Annotated in this window: 18 protein-coding genes; 14 read left to right on the forward strand and 4 right to left on the reverse strand. The window is 37.8% G+C overall.

From position 1 onward, the window contains the following. Positions 1 to 77: 77 nt before the first annotated feature. The 9 genes from AC1Q6O_RS10605 (at position 78) to AC1Q6O_RS10645 (ending at position 7,807) form a co-directional block, all read left to right on the forward strand. Entirely contained in the window at positions 78 to 1,253 is a 1,176-nt protein-coding gene (locus AC1Q6O_RS10605; protein WP_089986671.1) for a GNAT family N-acetyltransferase, read from the forward strand. Between the two features lie 228 nt (positions 1,254 to 1,481). Continuing rightward, positions 1,482 to 1,793 carry a PTS sugar transporter subunit IIB gene (locus tag AC1Q6O_RS10610; RefSeq protein ID WP_029986797.1) on the forward strand — a complete coding sequence of 104 codons (312 nt, stop codon included), beginning with the start codon at positions 1,482 to 1,484 and terminating at the stop codon, positions 1,791 to 1,793. A gap of 16 nt (positions 1,794 to 1,809) precedes the next feature. Further along, positions 1,810 to 2,130: a PTS lactose/cellobiose transporter subunit IIA gene (locus AC1Q6O_RS10615; RefSeq protein WP_008181140.1), complete on the forward strand. Its 321-nt coding sequence runs from the start codon at positions 1,810 to 1,812 to the stop codon at positions 2,128 to 2,130. Positions 2,131 to 2,176: 46 nt separating this feature from the next. Beyond that, positions 2,177 to 3,505 carry a PTS sugar transporter subunit IIC gene (locus AC1Q6O_RS10620; RefSeq protein WP_089986670.1) on the forward strand — a complete coding sequence of 443 codons (1,329 nt, stop codon included), beginning with the start codon at positions 2,177 to 2,179 and terminating at the stop codon, positions 3,503 to 3,505. A gap of 24 nt (positions 3,506 to 3,529) precedes the next feature. Continuing rightward, positions 3,530 to 4,612 carry a DUF871 domain-containing protein gene (locus AC1Q6O_RS10625; protein ID WP_008181136.1) on the forward strand — a complete coding sequence of 361 codons (1,083 nt, stop codon included), beginning with the start codon at positions 3,530 to 3,532 and terminating at the stop codon, positions 4,610 to 4,612. 18 nt (positions 4,613 to 4,630) lie between these two features. Continuing rightward, entirely contained in the window at positions 4,631 to 5,644 is a 1,014-nt protein-coding gene (locus AC1Q6O_RS10630; protein WP_342530181.1) for an N-acetylglucosamine kinase, read from the forward strand. A gap of 156 nt (positions 5,645 to 5,800) precedes the next feature. Beyond that, positions 5,801 to 6,565, forward strand: a complete 765-nt coding sequence (locus AC1Q6O_RS10635) for a tRNA threonylcarbamoyladenosine dehydratase (protein ID WP_008181132.1) — start codon at positions 5,801 to 5,803, stop codon at positions 6,563 to 6,565. A gap of 124 nt (positions 6,566 to 6,689) precedes the next feature. Further along, positions 6,690 to 7,076: a hypothetical protein gene (locus tag AC1Q6O_RS10640; protein ID WP_008181131.1), complete on the forward strand. Its 387-nt coding sequence runs from the start codon at positions 6,690 to 6,692 to the stop codon at positions 7,074 to 7,076. A 212-nt stretch (positions 7,077 to 7,288) separates the two neighbouring features. Further along, on the forward strand, positions 7,289 to 7,807 hold the full coding sequence (locus tag AC1Q6O_RS10645; RefSeq protein ID WP_043990781.1) for a hypothetical protein: 519 nt from the start codon (positions 7,289 to 7,291) through the stop codon (positions 7,805 to 7,807). A gap of 211 nt (positions 7,808 to 8,018) precedes the next feature. Here the strand turns inward: AC1Q6O_RS10645 and AC1Q6O_RS10650 are convergent, their stop codons facing one another. After that, complete coding sequence (locus AC1Q6O_RS10650) at positions 8,019 to 9,308, reverse strand: replication-associated recombination protein A (protein ID WP_043990780.1); 1,290 nt, start codon at positions 9,306 to 9,308, stop codon at positions 8,019 to 8,021. 205 nt (positions 9,309 to 9,513) lie between these two features. Here AC1Q6O_RS10650 and cymR point away from each other — a divergent pair, with 205 nt between their 5' ends. The 5 genes from cymR to AC1Q6O_RS10675 all read left to right on the forward strand — a co-directional run bounded on the left by cymR (position 9,514) and on the right by AC1Q6O_RS10675 (position 14,819). Continuing rightward, entirely contained in the window at positions 9,514 to 9,933 is a 420-nt protein-coding gene (cymR, locus tag AC1Q6O_RS10655; protein ID WP_008181126.1) for a cysteine metabolism transcriptional regulator CymR, read from the forward strand. A 170-nt stretch (positions 9,934 to 10,103) separates the two neighbouring features. Beyond that, the gene (locus AC1Q6O_RS10660) at positions 10,104 to 11,252 is read left to right on the forward strand and encodes a cysteine desulfurase family protein (protein WP_089986669.1); all 1,149 of its coding nucleotides are present in this window, start codon (positions 10,104 to 10,106) and stop codon (positions 11,250 to 11,252) included. Between the two features lie 75 nt (positions 11,253 to 11,327). After that, a complete protein-coding gene (gene mnmA / locus AC1Q6O_RS10665; RefSeq protein ID WP_089986668.1) occupies positions 11,328 to 12,452 on the forward strand; it encodes a tRNA 2-thiouridine(34) synthase MnmA in 1,125 nt (374 codons plus the stop codon). A 74-nt stretch (positions 12,453 to 12,526) separates the two neighbouring features. After that, positions 12,527 to 13,186 (forward strand): tetratricopeptide repeat protein, encoded by a 660-nt coding sequence (locus AC1Q6O_RS10670; RefSeq protein ID WP_069482099.1) that lies wholly within the window; start codon positions 12,527 to 12,529, stop codon positions 13,184 to 13,186. A 190-nt stretch (positions 13,187 to 13,376) separates the two neighbouring features. Beyond that, positions 13,377 to 14,819, forward strand: a complete 1,443-nt coding sequence (locus AC1Q6O_RS10675) for an MDR family MFS transporter (RefSeq protein WP_089986667.1) — start codon at positions 13,377 to 13,379, stop codon at positions 14,817 to 14,819. Between the two features lie 58 nt (positions 14,820 to 14,877). Here the strand turns inward: AC1Q6O_RS10675 and AC1Q6O_RS10680 are convergent, their stop codons facing one another. From AC1Q6O_RS10680 to hisA, 3 genes are all read right to left on the reverse strand, one after another. Next, positions 14,878 to 15,609, reverse strand: coding sequence for a GTP pyrophosphokinase (locus AC1Q6O_RS10680; RefSeq protein WP_089986666.1), 732 nt, complete (start codon positions 15,607 to 15,609; stop codon positions 14,878 to 14,880). A 271-nt stretch (positions 15,610 to 15,880) separates the two neighbouring features. Then, positions 15,881 to 16,168: a hypothetical protein gene (locus AC1Q6O_RS10685; protein ID WP_008181526.1), complete on the reverse strand. Its 288-nt coding sequence runs from the start codon at positions 16,166 to 16,168 to the stop codon at positions 15,881 to 15,883. Next, positions 16,165 to 16,932, reverse strand: coding sequence for a phosphoribosylformimino-5-aminoimidazole carboxamide ribotide isomerase (gene hisA / locus AC1Q6O_RS10690; protein WP_089986665.1), 768 nt, complete (start codon positions 16,930 to 16,932; stop codon positions 16,165 to 16,167). Before hisA ends, AC1Q6O_RS10685 begins: the two co-directional genes overlap by 4 nt. Positions 16,933 to 16,992: the final 60 nt, after the last annotated feature.

The raw sequence follows: 16,992 nt of genomic DNA on the forward strand, positions 1-16,992 counted from the left end.
CACTGCAGTTGAATCTCCTTTAACAGATTTTTAGCTATTTAATTATAAGAATATTCAGTTCTAAAAGGGGTGGTTATATGGACATTCGTATCGTCTCACCGAACGATTATGGGCAGATCCATCAATTACGAGATTATTGTTTTCCAAATAAATACACTGGGCCACGTAGAGAGGATTTTCACTATTGGATTGAGCATAGTGCAACACTAGGTGCCTATGATGCCAAAAAGGTAGTGGGGCAGCTATTAATTCTACCACTCAATATGACCGTGCATGGTATTAGCTACAAGATGGGAGGCATAGGGTTTGTCGCTACCTATCCTGAGTATCGTCAGCAGGGAATTATAAAAAAATTGATGACAGAAGCTCTACAAAATATGCGTGAAAATGGGCAAATCATTTCTGTGTTAGCACCATTTTCTGTGTCCTTCTATCGTCATTTCGGATGGGAGTTGTTCTTTGAGAAATTATATTACACAATACCACAATCGATGTTCCCTTCATTTGGGAAGCAATTAGATGTCGTCAAACGGATGAGCTTTGAATGGCCAGACTCCGAGCTTTTCGAAAAGATCAAGGAATTTCATCAGGCAATGGCTATTGCTCAAAATGGTGGTATGATTCGTGATGATGCATGGTGGAAAAGAATTGAAAGAAGGAACCCTGATAGTCATTTTGCTGCCTATTTTAACGAGGGTCATTTAGAGGGATATATCCGTTATACGATCCAGCAGGGTACGTTTGACATTCAAGATTTTATCGTAGCAAATTATTCAGCAGAACAAGCTATGTGGCGTTACATGACATCTCATGCAGCGAGTGTCAGTAGTATGAAAGGGGTTACTTCCAATCATAGGCCATTTGGCTTTTATTTCGAAGAGCCACAATTTAAAAAGGAAGTTAAACAGGATGTGATGGTCAGAGTAGTAGATGCTCATGCATTTATGAAGCAATATCCATGGAAGGATATTCAAGAAACATTGTATGTCTGTATTGAAGATAAGTATTGTCCTTGGAATGAACAGATCTATCAAATAAATAAAAGTGGCCATGTCTCAATAATTGAGACAAATTCGATCAGTGACATGCATATGTTAACATTACCTATTAATCTTTTTTCTGCAATGATGGTTGGCTATCTGTCAGTAAAAGATGCTGTTATATATGCCAATCAACCTATAGAAGAGAAGATTATCCAGCAATGGCAGTGGGCATTACCTACTGAAAAACCAGCGTTTTATGAGTATTTTTAAGGAATGAATAGTCAGGAAAATTAAAATTTTTTTGAATTCTTTTGTGGACTATACCAGTTAAGTAGAATCGTTTATTTTTCTATAAAAGTGCAATAGCCCAATTTTGTAAACACTTTCATAAGGAGAAAATTACTGTAAAAAATATATTGTGGTATATACCAATAGGTGCTATTCTCAGATTAAGTAAGCGATTACACTGTTGGAAAATGAAAAAAAGGAGTGTTTGAAATGAAAAATATTATGTTAGTGTGTGTAGCTGGTATGAGTACTAGTTTATTAGTATCCAAGATGCAAAAAGCTGCACAGGAGCAAAATATTGAGGCAGATATTTATGCAATTGCAGAAGGCGAGGTTGAAAAAGTACTAGCGACTAAAAAAGCTGATGTGCTGTTATTAGGTCCTCAAGTACGCTATTTAAAGGGCTCATTTGAAACAAAATTCAAGGACATGGATTTCCCAATCGATGTTATTAATATGGCAGATTACGGCATGATGAATGGCGAAAAAGTCTTACAGCAAGCATTACAATTAATAGGTTAAAGGAGGCTCAAGGGGGATGGAAGAAACTGCATTAATGGAATCCATTATGGGGCTTATCGTTCATAGTGGACATACAAAAAGTGAATGCATGGAAGCTCTACAATTGGCAAAAAAGGGACAGATAGACGCAGCAAAGGAAAAAATTAAATTAGCGAATGAGGCATTAATCGAAGCACACCATTCTCAAACAGGTTTATTATCGCAGGAAGCAAGGGGAGAAAAAGTCGAAGTATCGATGTTATTAATTCATGCGCAAGATCATTTAATGAACGCTATTACATTTCGTGATCTAGCGCAGGAAATGATCGAATTATATGAACGAATCAAAGGGGAGTAACATCAAATTTTGATGTCACAATAAAAAGCAAAGGGAGTGTATGAGAATGTTCCGTTTTTTAGAAGAAAAATTTGTACCGGTTGCTGCTAAGGTTGGGAATCAGCGTCATTTAGTTGCCATTCGTGATGGATTTATTACGATCATGCCTTTGACGATTGTAGGATCACTGGCTGTACTTATTAATAATTTGCCTATCAAATTTTATCAAAATGCACTCGATGCCATTTGGAAACATGAGACATGGACACAGTTTGGAGGCAATGTCTGGGGCGCAACATTTGGAATCATCTCACTATTATTAGCGTTTTCCGTTGCCTACCATTTGACAAAAAGTTATGACAAGGATGCATTATCCGGAGGGGTTATCGGACTTGCCGGTTATATGACATTTGGTACGTTTGGGGAAGGTGGTTTAACGGGATTAACGACAGGTACGGGAGGAATATTTGTTGCCCTCATAACGGCCTTAATTTCCGCGGAGTTGTTCTCACGATTATCTGGCAACTCTAAACTATTGATTAAAATGCCTGCAGGTGTACCATCGGCTGTATCCAAATCTTTTGCTGCTTTACTGCCTGCAATTATTACGATTGGATTATTTGCATTAGTTCGGACGATCATTTCGGCTGGCTTTGATGTACCAGATATTATTGGATCGTTTTATTCATCAATTCAAGAGCCATTTATGGGCTTAACAAATACATGGGTAGCTGGTCTTATTTTAGCTTTCATTCCTACGTTTTTATGGTCATTTGGTATACATGGCGCAAATATTATCGAGCCATTTATGCAATCCATTAATCTTCAAGCAATCGATGCGAATGTTGCAGCTATTTCTGCTGGCAAAGTAGCACCGTATATTATTAATAAACCGTTCTTTGATGCATTTATTAATATGGGTGGTTCAGGTACAACGATTGCCTTAATTATTGCCATCTTCATTATTGCTCGTAAAAACAAACAGTACAATACAGTAGGTAAGCTATCAGCTGCTCCTGGATTATTTAATATTAACGAGCCATTATTATTTGGTTTACCAATTGTATTAAATCCAGTTTTATTTGTACCATTTATTTTAACACCAATGGTCAATGTGACGATTGCATTCTTTGCAACAAAATGGGGGTTTGTGCCTGCAGCAACAATTGCGGTCCCATGGACGACACCACCGATTATTAATGGTTTCTTAGTAACACAATCTTGGCGTGGAGCAGTATTGAGTATCTTATTAATCTTAGTAGCTATATGCATTTACCTGCCATTCCTGTCTATGGCAAATCGCATGGCGAAGCAAAACGAGCAAAAAGCTGCTTTAGCGGCACAGAATGAACAATCAACTGTAGCCCAATCAGAAGGTCAAAAGGTAGAAGTATAAGCGTTTACTAACGGAGGGTTTGAAGTGAAGAGATTAGGTATTTCGCTGTATCCACAGCATAGTACATTAGACGAAATGAAGCGCTATGTTCAGCTAGCTCATGACAACGGTTTTGATCGTATTTTTACATGTTTGATGTCATTAAAGCAGGAAGAAGAACGGCAGAAATTACAGCAAATTAATCAATTCGCACAGCAGTTAGGGTTTGACATCTCTGCCGATATTGCGCCAGCCGTTTTTCAAGAGCTAAATTTAACCTATAGAGATATAGGGTATTTGAAAGAGCATTACCATTTGGCAGCATTACGTTTAGACATGGGTTTCTCAGGTCAGGAAGAAGCATTCATGTCACTTGATGAAAGTAATCTAAAAATTGAATTAAATATAAGCAATGGTACGAAATATGTAGACAACATTTTATCCTACCGTCCAAATAAAGAAAATATTATCGGCTGTCATAATTTTTATCCAAGACAATTTACAGGCTTATCTCGTCAGCATTTTTTACAAACCTCTCGACAGTTTAAAGCAAACAATATTCGAACGGCTGCAATGATTTCCTCACAGTATGGAAAGTTTGGACCATGGGAAGTAACGGAACAAGGTTTACCAACATTGGAGGAGCACCGTCACCTTTCTATTACGGTGCAAGCAAAAGATTTATGGCACACGGGGTTAATCGATGATTGCATCATTGGTAATATGTATGCATCGGAGGAAGAAATACGAGCTTTAGGACAATTAAATCGCCATAAGCTTGAATTAAAACTTGTTCAGTCAGCTGACACGAGTATTTTAGAGGAAACAATCCTTTATAAGGAACCACATTTTAATCGAGGGGATGTATCTGAATATGTGATTCGGAGTACACAATCTCGCGTGAAATATAAAAATGGGGACTTTCCTGTACATGATACACGACCATTAAAGGTGGGCGATGTCACGATCGATAATAATTTGGATGTTCGTTATAAAGGAGAGCTACAAATTGTACGAAAGGAAATCCCGAATGCTGGGTCAAGTAATGTTGTTGCAAGTGTTGTGGAAGAAGAACAGTTTTTACTAGCACACATTCAACCGTGGTCGTCATTTGGGTTTACGAAATGAAAATAAGAGAGGAAGGGATTGAGTCATCAATCTCTTTTTCTTTATGAGAAAGGATATGGTGTTATGTATGTTTTAGCCATTGATGGTGGTGGCACAAAAACGGCGGCGGTTATTTGTGATGAAAAAGGTCAATGTTTTGCCCAAATCGAAACGACTCGCAGTAACCCTACAGCTATGGATCAACCATATTTCGAAGCAACTATCCATTCAATCATGCAAAGCTTGCAGCAACAAAACCATCAAATAGTGGCAGAGATTACTAGCTGCTTTGCGGGTATGGCGGGTGTCAAGGAGCTTCAAGCCGAGAGCATTGTGGAATCTATATTGCGGCAATATGTATGTAGCTCCGCGTCCATTACAGTCGATAATGATGCGTTGATCGCTCTTTATGCGGGTACACTTGGAAAGGCAGGAATTGTGCAAATCGCGGGGACAGGCGCTATAACGATGGGATATGATAAGCAGCAGCATTTTCATCGAGTAGGTGGCTGGGGGTATCTTTTTGATGATGAAGGAAGCGGCTATGATTTAGGCGTCCAGCTACTAAAGGCTGTGCTACAAAGCTATGATGGCAGAGCACCAAGTACTATATTGACAGAAGCTGTGCTGAAACATTTCTCTGTAGAACATGTGCCACAATTAATCGCCTCTGTTTATGGAGAAGAGCATCCACGCACAATTATCGCGCCATTGAGTGCCTATATTGTTGCAGCGGCTGAGGATGGTGATCTAGTAGCTAAGAGAATTATTGAAGAAGCCTGTAAAAACTATTTTAAGGCCATTAAAGCATGTTATTTACGAATGGTGTGGGGGCAGGAAGAAGTGCCTGTCGTCCTATGTGGGGGCGTGTTTACGAATGAAAATTATTTTGTTCCAAGGCTTCAAGCGATGGCAAGGGAGGAAACATTACCGTTCCGTTTTAAGACCCCTGTATTACCCCCAATAGGAGGAGCTGTTATTGCGGCACTTCAACAAATGAACGTCCAATTTAGTAGTTCTTTTGTAGAGACCTTTCAAAAAAATTATGTATAATGAAGCATAGAGCAATTGAATCGATTCAATTGTTCTATTTTTTTCTTTATAATTTTCACTTGATGAATAACATGATAAAATGTAATATAGGTTTTGATTTTATCTTAGTATTTAACTAGGTTTACTAATAAAATTTCATAGATGGAGAGTGTCAGGATGTTACATCAATTTTCACGTAACGAGCTCGCTATAGGAACAGAGGGTCTCGAAAAATTAAAAAATACAACGGTTGCTATTCTTGGTGTAGGTGGCGTCGGTTCATTTGCTGCTGAAGCATGTGCACGAAGTGGTATCGGCCGAATTATATTAGTCGATAAGGATAATGTAGATATTACTAATGTGAACAGACAATTAGTGGCGTATCTATCTACAGTTGGACAATCTAAATCAGCTATTATGAAAGAGCGCATTGCAGATATTAATCCTGACTGTGAAGTCATTGATATGCATATGTTTTATACGGAAGAAACGTATGAAGAATTTTTTGCACAAGGCATTGATTATGTAATCGATGCAAGTGATACAGTCATGTATAAAATTCATATTATGAAGGAATGCTTAAAGCGTAATATTCCTATTATTGCTAGTATGGGTGCAGCGAATAAGATGGACCCTACTCGCTTCCAAATAGCAGATATTTCTAAAACACATACAGATCCACTAGCAAAAATTATTCGTACAAAGTTACGTAAAGAAGGCATTCATAAAGGTGTGACGGTTGTGTTTTCAGATGAAAGTCCGATTGTTGTACGTCCAGATGTTGTTGAACATGTAGGGAAGCCGGATGCTGCAATTCGTAAAGCGAAGATGCCGCCTTCTTCCAATGCCTTTGTGCCATCAGTAGCTGGATTAATTGCAGCAAGCTGGGTTGTTAATACGATTTTAAAAGATGTGAAAATCACACGCGTACAAGGTTATTAGTCTATAGGATTTCACAAAACAGCATAATGAATCAAATTCATAGAAGTAGCCGCCTTTATTGTTTGTAGGGGGGCTACTTTTTCTATGTTACAATAAGACCGTTATAAAAAGGAGGCGTATACAGATGGATAAAATTTATCAAATGGAGTATAGAGGTTTAAACCTTTTCGATGAAATAAGCACTGTCGAGTTAGCTATAGATGAAGAAAAGCAAACGATACATATTTATGATATTGGACAGGTTGTAAGCCCCATTTTTAATTTTGATGTATCTGCCTATGAATTGTCAGATGGCTTTTATAAAATGGCCGATATTTTGCGGCATAAGAACATATTAACGAATCAACAAGCTGATAGCGACCTAACATTAAGTGAATGGTTAATAAAAAACAATGCTTATTTTTATATCCCTAATAAGCGTATTAAAAAATATGTCCAGGGAAGCATTGTGGAAATTGTTGATCGAACTATGGAACAAGCGTTATTTGACGATTATGTACAAAGGGTATAATTTTACCAAAATAGTTCTTCTTATGTGCATAAAATGCTATTAATTCACGAAATTGTCTTATTTTTTTCATGTCTCCACTACTCTAATTGGTTTATTGCTATAATTTGAATAATTCCAATAGATAATCGATCAGTTTGTTTGGGATGCTTTGAGCTAATCAAAAATAGCCATTAAGTGCGGAATCAACAAATGACAAATGGGAGAGTGGGAAAATGGAAATTCAAATTATTCGAGATCATTTAGATATTGTCAAGCTTCAAGAGAAAATGAATGCCATTGTATTTGATTACTTAGACACATCTGATAATTATCCGAAAGCGATGCGAGAATTAAATCCTTTATATATACAAGTAACAACTTTTTATAAGGAATATATCGATCATCGGGCAGGGGAGATTCCTAGTGCAAATACGTATTGGCATTTGTTTATCGACTGTAGTGCCAAGTTATGTTATTTTTTAGCGGCTTCAACGTTCTATTCATCTAATGCTTTACAAAAGACGCCAGACAAAATCGAGAAGTTATTACATATTGCTGCTACTTCTTTACCTAGTATCGATCAAGAGGAAAATGAGCAATTATTAACAGATATTTTTGCCCTCATGTCTGAAGTCGTAGAGGATAAAGAAAAAGTGACTACGTTGCGCAATGAAGTGCTTGTACAAAAGGGTGATGTGAAGCAATGTCTTCAACAGTTTAAATTATTTGTTGATCATGAAATGAATGTCTAGACAGTGGAAGACACTCTATTGTCTGAAAATAGACTATACAAATAGGAATCTACGTGAACTTTTGTAATTATTTCTAGTTTTTCAACCGTGGTAAGTGTTGGAAAGTGGATGTATTTGCCCATTAAAGTTTCGTGGGTTCTTTTTTTATGGTATCGCTAAAAAAAGCAAAGTCTCTTCTAATGGTAGAAGTAATGACTTTGCTCTAGGAAAACTACTTTATATTTTGATGAAAAGATTTAAGTTTTTCATAGATACTAGCCATACGTTTTTCCTCACCAGCAATAACGGGTTTATAAAACTCGGTTCCTACCAGCTCATCAGGTAAGTATTGCTGATCTACCCAGCCGCCAAAAGTCCCGATTGGTGTGTTATGAGGATATTGATATCCAACATGACCTAAATCTGTTGCCCCAGCGTAGTGAGCATCACGCAAATGATGAGGTATATCACCCGTTTTACCATCATGAATCGCCTTTATCGCGTCATCGATTGCCAGGATAGCTGAATTAGATTTTGATGCTAAACACATTTCAATAACTGCACTTGCAAGTGGGATGCGTGCCTCTGGTAATCCAAGACGTTCTGCTGCCTGTATCGCGGCGAGCATATGAGAACCCACCTCAGGGTTGGCAAGGCCAATATCTTCATACGCCATGACAAGTAAACGTCTGCTGACAGCCACTAAATCACCCGTTTCTAATAAATGTGCTAAATAATATAGCGCGGCATTCGTATCACTGCCACGGACAGACTTCTGCAAGGCAGAAAGTAAATTATAAAAATGTGAGCCCTTTTTATCACCATAAACACCAATTCGACTAATTAAGTGATCAATAATATGGTCGGCTGCAATCGTTTGCCCCTCTACTTCATCACTTGCGTAGTAAATGGATTCAAGTAACGTTAATGCCTTTCGGGCATCTCCGTTAGCTGCCTCTGCAATATGCTCAATTTGTGAAGGTGTTAAGACAAAATGATATTTACCTAAACCTCGTTTTTCATCTGCAAGTGCTTTTTCTACAAGCTCCATTAGATTTTCCTTCGTTAATCGTTTAAGTTGATAAATCTCACCACAGCGAGAACGAATCGCTGGATTGACATCGTGGTAAGGATTTTCAGTTGTTGCACCGATTAAGACAATCGAGCCATTTTCCACATGTGGTAGCAAAGTGTCTTGCTGTAATTTATTGAAGCGATGAATTTCATCTAAAAAAAGTAGAACTTTTCCTGAGATTCTAGCTTCTTGGACAATATCTTCCACATCTTTTTTGCCAGCTCGTGTCGCGTTGAGTGCAAAGAAAGGGAGCTGAGAGCTTCCTGCAATTGCATTTGCAATAGAGGTTTTGCCGATGCCGGGTTCTCCGTAGAGCAACATGGAAGGGACATGTTCATTTTGAATCATTTTATATAGAGCTGTGTTTGGACCAATAAAATCTTGATGACCTACAATTTCATCAAGTGTTAAAGGACGCATTCGAAAAGCAAGTGGTTCATTGTGCAAAATAAATCCCCCTTTCAGTCGTTGTCATTTTTTATTTATCCATTTTTTTGCACTTAAATTCAGCGCTACTAGTGGATCGTTGAACAATGTTGAATCGCATTATTTAGTATATCATATCCTTCTAGGTGTATTTCCGAGTTCATCAAGAGGAGATTATGATATACTGTTGGTAGTAATTTTGACTAGACTAATTGAGGGTGATAAAATGAAAATTTCAACAAAGGGCCGTTACGGGCTTACGATTATGATTGAATTAGCAAAGCATTACGGAGAGGGTCCTATCCCTTTACGTAAAATTGCTGCCGAAAAGGAGCTTTCAGAGGCGTATTTAGAGCAATTAGTGTCACCGCTTCGTAATTCAGGCTTAGTAAAAAGTGTACGTGGCGCTTATGGTGGTTATATGCTAGCAAATCCACCGAGCGAAATTTCTGCAGCCCATGTTATTAGTGTACTAGAAGGGCCAATTCAACCAGTAGAGGGTATTGAAAACGAGGAAGCACCACAACGTGAGTTATGGTTGCGCATTCGTGACGCAGTAAAAAATGTGTTAGATACAACAACAATTGAAGATTTAGCACAATACACAGAAGAAAATGTAGCGGAAGGCTATATGTTCTATATTTAAAATGTTTAAGCTAAAGCGCTGCTCCCCATACGTATCATAGTTGAGTTGAAAAATAAACGGTGAAATCAAACACTTAGCTGTTTGTATTGAATTTCATGCTGAATGTTTTTCATAAAATTATGATAAATAATGTGGGTTCCAGCGTTTTTTATTAAAAAGGAGTTTTCAACATGAATTCATATATCTATCTCGATCATGCTGCCACATCACCGATGAATGGCCAAGTTATAGAAGCGATGACGTCTGCTATGCAACACGTATTTGGCAACGCATCCAGTATCCATGGGGCAGGTCGAGAGGCGCGCAAATATCTTGATGATGCTCGCGACATTTTAGCCAAGTCTATTGGTGCTCATGCGGGAGAAATAATCTTTACAAGTGGTGGTACTGAAGCTGATAATACGGCCATTCTGGGGACTGTCTATGCACGAGCTAAAGAGGGAAAGCACATCATTACAACACAAGTAGAGCATCATGCGGTGTTACATACATGTGAGAAACTTGAACGAGATGGCTTTGATGTGACTTATTTACCCGTGGATAAGGCAGGGCGTGTAGCTGTAGAGGATGTCCAAAAAGCACTTCGTGATGATACGATTTTAGTGACAATTATGTATGGGAACAATGAAGTGGGTACTATTCAGCCTATTGCAGAAATTGGTGAGCTATTACAAGGACATCAAGCTACCTTCCATACAGATGCCGTTCAAGCATATGGTTTAGAACAAATTGATGTGGCTCAATTAAAAGTAGATTTATTGAGTGTGTCCGCTCATAAAATTAATGGGCCTAAAGGAGTTGGGTTCCTTTTCCAAAAGGCTGGAACACCTTTAGCTACTTATGCATTAGGCGGTGCACAAGAAAAAAAACGTCGTGCAGGAACTGAAAATATACCAGCAATTATTGGCTTTGCGACGGCTATACAAGTTGCAAATAAGTTGCGTGAAGAAAAGCGTTCACTATACAATCACTTTAAGCAAATTATGCTGGATGTATTTTCACAGGAAAAATTAGCGTTCCATGTTAATGGTGATGAAGAGCAGTCATTGCCACATGTTTTAAATATTAGCTTTGAGGGCATGGAAGTAGAATCATTTTTAGTGAATCTTGATATGGCAGGAATCTGTGTATCTAGTGGTTCTGCATGTACCGCTGGGTCGATTGATCCATCACATGTGTTAGTAGCGATGTTTGGGCAAGGTACAGAGGAATTACGAAACTCGATCCGATTTAGCTTTGGTCAGGATTTAACGGAAAAAGATATACGTGACGCAGCTGAAAAAACAGCACAAATCGTGAAAAAACTAGCTAAAAGATAATTTGTGAAGAACATGTTAGGTTTCTACAATTTATGAAGCATTAACTGTAAATAGATAAAAGAAAAGGTGACCACAATGAAAGAAACACGTGACCCCTCTCAAATTCGCGTTGTTGTCGGCATGTCTGGTGGGGTAGATTCGTCGGTGGCTGCGTATTTGTTAAAACAACAAGGGTATGAAGTAATCGGGATCTTTATGAAAAACTGGGATGATACTGACGAAAATGGTGTTTGTACAGCAACAGAAGATTATGATGATGTCATAAAAGTATGTAATCAAATCGGCATCCCCTATTATGCTGTGAATTTTGAGAAGCAATACTGGGATAAAGTTTTCACATACTTTTTAGAAGAATATAAAGCAGGACGTACACCAAATCCTGATGTAATGTGCAACAAAGAGATTAAATTTAAAGCGTTTTTAGAGCATGCGATGAGCCTTGGCGCTGATTATTTAGCAACAGGTCATTATGCACGTATCGATCGTAGCGGTGATGGAGAAGTGCAAATGTTACGCGGTGTGGATAATAACAAAGACCAAACATACTTTTTAAATCAACTATCACAGGAGCAATTGGCTCATGTGATGTTCCCGATTGGCGATATTGAGAAAAAAGAAGTACGTAAAATTGCTGAAGAAGCAGGATTGGCAACAGCGAAGAAAAAAGATTCTACAGGGATTTGTTTCATTGGGGAACGTAATTTCAAAGAATTTTTAAGTCAATTTTTACCAGCTCAACCAGGCAATATGGAAACAATGGATGGCGTTGTCATGGGAAAACATGACGGTTTAATGTATTATACACTTGGGCAACGACATGGTCTTGGTATTGGTGGAGATGGTGAGCCGTGGTTTGTGTTAGGGAAAGACTTAGAGCGTAATGTTCTACTTGTTGGACAAGGTTTTGACAATGAGCATTTATATTCTACTTCATTATCTGCTGTAAAAATGAACTATACTTCGACAAAAAAATTGCCTGGGAAATTTTCTTGTACGGCGAAATTCCGTTATCGTCAAACGGATACACCAGTAGAAGTTGAAATATTAGCAGATGGACGTACTCATATTACATTTGCAGAGCCTGTCCGTGCTATCACTCCAGGACAAGCAGTTGTTCTCTATGATGGAGAAGAATGTATTGGTGGCGGAACGATTGATGAAGTCTTTAAAAGTAATGAAAAACTAACATATGTTGGATAACTTGCGCTAAGACTGCTTTTATTGCCGTATGGCTTCATGGAAGCAGTCTTTCGCTACATAGAGGTGAAGAAATAATGAATTATAATGAACAGGGCATTCAAGCATTTCAAGATAAGCGTTATGAAGAGGCTGCACAACTATTTACAAAGGCGATAGAAGCTGAGCCAGAAAATGCTATTGGTTATGTAAACTTCGGCAATTTATTAGCAGTCTTAGAGGATACAGAACGTGCAGAGCGTTTTTTCCAAAAGGCTATTACGGTAGATGAGACAGCAGCTACAGCTTATTATGGCTTAGCAAACCTTTATTACAATGCGGAACGCTATGCTGAGGCTGTAAAGCTTTATGAACAAGCACTTAAGCATCATATCGAAGGCGCAGATGTGTACTATATGATGGGGAAATGTTTTGAGCGTATGGAGAATCCAAAATTAGCATTGCCTTATTTACAAAGAGCCGTGGAAATTGCTCCCGAAGATACACAGATTCGATTAGCCTATGCAATTGTACTATGTGCATTAGAGATGTTTGAGCAAGGGAAGAAGGAACTGGATCTTTTAATTGAACAGGACTGGAACAATGCAGATGCCCACTATAATTTAGGTGTACTGTATGCAGTGTCTACAGAGCAAACAGAGGATGCGATGTATCATTTAAAACAGGCCTTTACCTTACAGCCAGAATACGATCAAGCTCGTTATATTTATGATATGATTGCTCAGCGATTTAACTAATAGATAAAAGCAGCAAGTGTGATTGGATGAACTTGCTGCTTTTTTATGCAGTTCTATAGTAGGGTGTCGATGTATTGTGGATCAAATTTTTATGATCATTCGATATTTTTTATAAAAATTATCCCATCCTCTTTTATTTTCAGGTTAAATTTGTTAGTGTATGTCATGCAGGAAAGGAATAGGTGACACGATGAATAAAGTATTTATGGCACTATTACTTGTAACAGCGCTTGCGGCAATTGAAGGAACGATTGTTAGTACAGCTATTCCAAGTATAACGGCAGATTTGTTAGGCGTAGACTTAATAAGCTGGATTTATTCCGCTTATTTATTAGCCTCTGCTATCGCTGCGATTATTTTTGGTAAGCTAGCCGATTTATTTGGGCGTAAACGGATGATTATTACGGGTATTATTATTTTTTTATTAGGTTCCATGTTATGTGGGTTAGCACAGTCAATGGAACAATTAATTGTCTTTCGTGCGATCCAAGGGATAGGTGCAGGCTCGATTTTACCAATTACATTAACGATGGTTGGTGAACTATTTACGACTGAAAAAGCACGTGCTAAAGGACAAAGCTATTTAAGCATGGTATGGGGCGTATCAGGCGTAGTTGGACCACTATTTGGAGGTTTTATTGTTGACCAAGTATCATGGCACTTTATCTTTTTCATTAATGTACCATTTGGTTTAGCTTCTATTTATCTAATTGTTAAACATTACAAAGAACAGCTTGAAGCAGTGAAGCGGAAAATTGATTATTTAGGTGCTGGCCTATTTACGGTCGGAATGGTTTCGCTCTTATATGTCATTATCGAAAACAGTAAGACACAAGCATGGTTATCGAGTCAATCGCTCATTATGTATGCCGTTGCAGCTGTATTTTTAGGCGTTTTTATTTGGGTGGAGCTACGTGCAGAAGAGCCAATTATTCCGTTAACATTGTTTAAAAATGGTCGTCTTATGGTGATTAATTCACTCACATTAAGTACGATGTCAATTGTCATTGGTGTGACGGTCTATATTCCGATATATGCGCAAAGTGTTCTTGGAAAAAATGCCACGCAAGCTGGCCTACTTCTAACTCCCATGTCCATTTTCTGGACGATGAATTCCATTGCAGCTGGCTATTTAATCGGACGTTTAACGAATAAACGAATTATCCAAATGGGGACGATTTTATTAGTTACGGGAACGATTATGCTGGCTAGACTATCTTCAGGCTCTAGTGATTTAAGCGTGTATCTTGGCTCTTCATTAATCGGGCTTGGTATGGGCTTTATAATGCCAATGTTGATGATTTCCATTCAAAAGGTGGCTAATCCGAAGCAACTTGGTATTTCAATTGGCCTCAATTCCTTCACCAATACATTTAGTCAAGCGGTAGGTGCAGCGCTATTTGGTATGGTTTTTAACCTTGCGACGAGTGAAAAAATGGCTTCATTAGGCAAAGGAGAAATTCAGCTTAATGGTGAGTTTGCAAAAGGTGGCTTTAGTCTAGAAGAAATAAGCTTTTTAAAGGGAACCATTGCGAATGGTGTAAGCTATGTATATATAACAACTTTAGTATTTGCCATTTGTGCCCTTATTTTATCTTTCTTTATTGTGACGAAATCCAAAGAAAAGGCTTGATTATGAATGAAAATCCACTTTGCTTCCAAGCAAGGTGGATTTTTTTGTTCAAGAGGATTTAATCATTATGATTCAGGTTTGGAAGTTGTGCAAAATATTTAGCTAGCTGTGATATAGGTGTACTATCTAATAAAGTGGGCTCGGCCTCATTTTCCTTTAATATATTAATCTCTTTATTGAGTCGCTCCATTTTTCGATCTAACTCAGCAGCTTGTAGTGCGGCTTCTTTTAATTCAACACGAATATGTTCTGGCACTTCTTTATTATATTTATAATAAATTTTATGTTCCAGGCTGGCCCAAAAGTCCATCGCAATGGTCCTGATTTGAATCTCTGTATAGACCTTCTCCATATGATCTGACATGAAAATAGGGATTTTTATAATAAGGTGTAAGCTTTGATAGCCATTGTCTTTAGGACTAGCAATATAGTCCTTCACCTGTACAACCTCAATGTCATGCTGTGCCTGCAACATGGCACTAACTTTATAAATATCCTCGACAAATGAACAAGTAATGCGAGCACCTGCAATGTCACGAATGTTTTCGCGTACGTCTTCCATCGTAGGAGGAAGTTCCTTTTTTAACATCTTTGTTAAAATGCTTTTTGGTGACTTTACGCGTGTTGAAATATGCTCAATGGGATTATATTCATGAATAAGCTTAAATTCTTCTTGCAAAATATTAATTTTAGTTTCCACTTCCTGTAAAGCAAATTTATAAGCTAAAAAGAAGCGTGTTAACTCAGTTTGAAATGATTTTAAAGAGTTTACTTCGAGTTCGGTTTTCATATTTAAAAAATCCTTTCCCTTATGTCTGTCGATACTTAATTATGTTCCACTTCTCATTCTATGTAGAATAGTCCTTCATCTCAATAAAATAGCAGCCAAAGAATTGGCATGGTTTAAATGTTAGGATAGTTTTTCATAAGGATAAAACCTTTCTACATCATATATAACTCACATAAGAGGTAAAAGGTTTCAAAAAGGCTAAAATGGATTGTAAAAGGTGAAGGAGGGGGAGTATTGTTGCAAACAAAGGGGAGAAAACTACCCCTTTGTGTTAACTAATAATTTCAGCATTTAAGTTATACCGTTTATTAAACTCATCCACAAATATTTGTAAGTCAATAGAGGTTCCTATATAGGGCTCTGTTTCTTGATCGCGTAGGAAACCACAAGTTGCCTTTAACGATTTAGAAAACTCTAGTAGCATTTGTTCATTATCAAGTTGAACATGAATTGCAAGAGAATGATCTTTTTTATTTACTTTGAAATACTTGCCATCAATGATACGTTCTAAATTCGTTTCTTGAAATGGAAAAACATAATCTTTATAAATGAGGTTCACATAATCCCGCCTTTTTTACAATATTTCACGACATCTGTATAGGGCAACTCTCCTCCAAAAATAGAGAGAGCACTCCCGATTGTGATATGAAGCTTTCCGTTGGCTAATTGTTTAAACTTTTCTAAGTCTTCTATTGAACGAATGCCTCCTGCATAAGTGGTTGGGATGGAGGTCCAGGCTGCAAGATCACGTACCAAACTTTCCTGCATCCCCCCTTTTTTTCCTTCCACATCGACTGCGTGAATTAACAGTTCATCACAATAATTTTCAATATCTTGAATAGAGGCCGCATTGACTTCGAAGTGACTAAATTTTGTCCATTTATCCGTCATGACAAACCACTTACCATTTCGCATTTTGCAGCTGAGATCAATGACAAGATGTTCTTTACCGATCAATTTGTTTAAATGTTGTAAACGTTCTAAATCGAGTTTGCCATCATGAAAGATATAGGAAGTGACAATCACATGTGAGGCACCAGCATCAATATATTTTTGGGCATTTGCAGCAGTAATGCCACCACCGACTTGTAACCCTTGTGGAAATGTAGCTAAAGCAGCTAGGGCAGCATCTTCATTTCCCTGACCAAGCATGATGACGTGTCCACCTGTTAAGTGATCCTGTGCAAACATTTGTGCATAGTAGCTAGAATCATAACTAGAAATAAAATTCTCAACGACTGTTTGATTGGTAGTACCTAAAGTACTCCCGACAATTTGTTTTACTTTGCCTTCATGTAAATCGATGCAAGGTCTAAATTCCAATAACTTCACGATCCTTCCGTGCCACTAATTCTTATTTATCATAGCATGGAAATATGGATA

The organism is Lysinibacillus sp. GW823-FHT06C08, assembly GCF_058795135.1.

Excerpts from the sequence above, each read along its gene's own strand:
- AC1Q6O_RS10635 (WP_008181132.1), top strand. The coding sequence starts at position 5,801 with ATGTTACATCAATTTTCACGTAACGAGCTCGCTATAGGAACAGAGGGT.
- AC1Q6O_RS10670 (WP_069482099.1), top strand. The coding sequence starts at position 12,527 with ATGAATTATAATGAACAGGGCATTCAAGCATTTCAAGATAAGCGTTAT.
- AC1Q6O_RS10645 (WP_043990781.1), top strand. The coding sequence starts at position 7,289 with ATGGAAATTCAAATTATTCGAGATCATTTAGATATTGTCAAGCTTCAA.
- mnmA (WP_089986668.1), top strand. The coding sequence starts at position 11,328 with ATGAAAGAAACACGTGACCCCTCTCAAATTCGCGTTGTTGTCGGCATG.
- AC1Q6O_RS10620 (WP_089986670.1), top strand. The coding sequence starts at position 2,177 with ATGTTCCGTTTTTTAGAAGAAAAATTTGTACCGGTTGCTGCTAAGGTT.
- AC1Q6O_RS10615 (WP_008181140.1), top strand. The coding sequence starts at position 1,810 with ATGGAAGAAACTGCATTAATGGAATCCATTATGGGGCTTATCGTTCAT.
- AC1Q6O_RS10680 (WP_089986666.1), bottom strand. The coding sequence starts at position 15,609 with ATGAAAACCGAACTCGAAGTAAACTCTTTAAAATCATTTCAAACTGAG.
- AC1Q6O_RS10675 (WP_089986667.1), top strand. The coding sequence starts at position 13,377 with ATGAATAAAGTATTTATGGCACTATTACTTGTAACAGCGCTTGCGGCA.
- cymR (WP_008181126.1), top strand. The coding sequence starts at position 9,514 with ATGAAAATTTCAACAAAGGGCCGTTACGGGCTTACGATTATGATTGAA.
- AC1Q6O_RS10660 (WP_089986669.1), top strand. The coding sequence starts at position 10,104 with ATGAATTCATATATCTATCTCGATCATGCTGCCACATCACCGATGAAT.
- AC1Q6O_RS10640 (WP_008181131.1), top strand. The coding sequence starts at position 6,690 with ATGGATAAAATTTATCAAATGGAGTATAGAGGTTTAAACCTTTTCGAT.
- AC1Q6O_RS10605 (WP_089986671.1), top strand. The coding sequence starts at position 78 with ATGGACATTCGTATCGTCTCACCGAACGATTATGGGCAGATCCATCAA.
- AC1Q6O_RS10610 (WP_029986797.1), top strand. The coding sequence starts at position 1,482 with ATGAAAAATATTATGTTAGTGTGTGTAGCTGGTATGAGTACTAGTTTA.